General features: G+C 42.6%; 3 protein-coding genes. 2 read left to right on the plus strand and 1 reads right to left on the minus strand.

What is annotated here, in order from left to right; translation table 11 throughout:
• Window positions 1–280 (minus strand): hypothetical protein (locus tag JF818_RS09210; RefSeq protein ID WP_198891720.1); only part of this gene is annotated, 280 nt, incomplete at its 3' end.
• Between the two features lie 280 nt (window positions 281–560).
• Between JF818_RS09210 and JF818_RS09215 the strand changes: the two genes are divergently transcribed.
• Window positions 561–1,166 (plus strand): hypothetical protein, encoded by a 606-nt coding sequence (locus tag JF818_RS09215; RefSeq protein ID WP_198891721.1) that lies wholly within the window; start codon window positions 561–563, stop codon window positions 1,164–1,166.
• Window positions 1,167–1,266: 100 nt separating this feature from the next.
• Window positions 1,267–2,184, plus strand: coding sequence for an alpha/beta hydrolase (locus JF818_RS09220; protein WP_198891722.1), 918 nt, complete (start codon window positions 1,267–1,269; stop codon window positions 2,182–2,184).
• The last annotated feature ends 157 nt before the right edge of the window (window positions 2,185–2,341 follow it).

Genomic DNA, 2,341 nt, shown 5'->3' on the forward strand with positions numbered 1-2,341 from the left:
AGGCTATACCACGGGCATTGAACTCATCGCGGAAAAGATCAAAATAGGTGAACTGTTTTTGCTCATCCAACATTCGCTTGTTATCATAAGTGTTCGGTCCAGAACCATTGACGTACACAACCAGTGTTTCAGCATTCCCATCATCGGGCATGGAGAGGAATCCTTCGATTAAGTACCCATCACGTGAGGGTATTTGCACAATCCCTGTCTCTGCTTCGCCTACGTACGTGGTTGTACAACTCGAAAGAAGCACCACCAATGAAAGAATCAGAACCAACATGTTTCATCTCCCAGGTAATAATATCGTATCTATTTGTATCGTATCATGGCAGAAAAATATACTGTATGAGTGTATATAAAAATAAATAAATATCTTTTTCTGCATTTGGTAATTTCACCTATCCTGTTGGTCATTTTTGCCATTCAGGGATAATGACCATGTTTATTGCAGGTACTTTTTGCATTTTTTCCCCTGTTTCCTTGCTTTGGCACGGTTATTGCAAAGTATCAGGAAGGAGATCGGAAGGATTCCCTAATTTTAATGGAGAATTAAGAATTGTATGAACAGAAACAGTACCAAACAACTTGTTGTGCTCATGGTCATCGCTCTAACGACGATGACTGCCCTTTTTGCATCAGAGAGGTGTGAATACCTAACACCTCGTATCTACCTCGGAATCGATTATGGTCATAGTATAATCGAGGAACAGGAAGTACCAAATATTGGCATAACTGTTGGAAGCAAACTTTCAAGCCGGACATCCACCGAACTATTTGCAAGAATTGAACCTCTCTCTGACTTTCCTGGAGAAGATTTCGGTGTCAATGTCACGGAAACAGAAGCAACATTTGCCTTCAGCAGCGGCTTGGCAGTTACTGCCAGGTTGTTCCATGATGCGGCATTCAATCCCTTCGTACAAGCTGGAATAGGAACCATTACCATCGGTCATATGATCGGTGAGGATGATGAATACGTCATGTCAAATCTTGAACATGTGATGCATGGCACGATTGCAAGCGGACTTGAAGTGAACATCTTCCAGGGAGTTTCCATCCAATTTGTGCATGGATATCGGTATATCCCTCACAGAAAGATACTCGATATAGAACCTCACACATTAAGCGGTTCCTTTAACAGTGTTGCATTCAAGGCATACTTGGATTGAAAACAGGATTACGATCTTTTCTATGCACCTCCTTTCCCTAGGAGGTGCACTGTATGCTGAGATTTGGTTTCATGGTACGATACAGCAAGTGAGTAACAGCATGAAAACATATCCGGTACATGAAGATTTTCGCAAGTTACAGATGGGCATTCCATTATACAAACCAGTATTGCCCTTTCTCCAAAGGATGACCCGTACTGTATATCTTCGGCAATCCATTCCTGAATCACTCAATATCAAGAGAGAAACCTGTATCGCTTATGATGGGTATCCTATCCCCATAGAAGTGTTCAGCCCTAAAGAAATCAACCCCAATGCTCCTTGCCTGCTCTTCCTGCATGGAGGTGCTTTTGTTCTTCCCGCTGCCGACCACCATAAGAAACTCATCATTGATTTTGCTCTCGGATGCTCCTGCAAGGTAGTCATTGCTGATTATCGATTGGCACCAAGGTATCCATACCCTTACGGACTGGAAGACTGCTTTTCAGTCTATCGATGGATAGAAGAACATGCAAAGGAACTCTCCATAGATCCTGAACGGATTGCAATCTATGGGGATAGTGCTGGAGGAGCATTGACTGCCGGCTTGACGCATCTGATCAGGGCTCGATCACAGAAGATGCCTCAATTCCAGATGCTTATCTATCCGGTCCTGGATGCAAGGTTATCCACTGATTCCATGCAGAAATATGTTGATACCCCTATCTGGAACGCAAAGCTCAATGCAAAGATGTGGAAACTCTACCTTGCAGAAAAAAAGGATTCATACGCCTCCCCAAATGAGATGACCTCATTGGAGGGATTGCCAAATACCTATATTGAGGTCAATGAATTTGACTGTCTCAGGGATGAGGCAATCGAGTACGCAAAGAAGCTCCAAAAGACGGGCATTGAAGTAAATCTGGTGAAAACAGAGGGGACTGTCCATGGGTTTGAGCTGAACTATGAAAGCAGCTATACCCAAATGATCATAGGCCAACGGATAGCGTATATAAAGGAGCAGTTTGCCTTAAGATGATTACTCACCTTCAAACACATTCTTTCCCATTTATAGACAAAATATGCACTGTTCAGTATCTCATTACCAAACAATGCATATAATTCAAAAAATTGAGAAAGCGACAAAAACTATCGTAACGTCAATCCCAACCCCTCAAGCATAGCCTTTCCATACT

This window comes from Sphaerochaeta sp. S2 (assembly GCF_016406725.1).
GTDB lineage: Bacteria > Spirochaetota > Spirochaetia > Sphaerochaetales > Sphaerochaetaceae > Sphaerochaeta.

Bases quoted from the DNA above. Each gene is read 5' to 3' on its own strand.
- JF818_RS09215 (WP_198891721.1), top strand. From the start codon at position 561: ATGAACAGAAACAGTACCAAACAACTTGTTGTGCTCATGGTCATCGCT.
- JF818_RS09220 (WP_198891722.1), top strand. From the start codon at position 1,267: ATGAAAACATATCCGGTACATGAAGATTTTCGCAAGTTACAGATGGGC.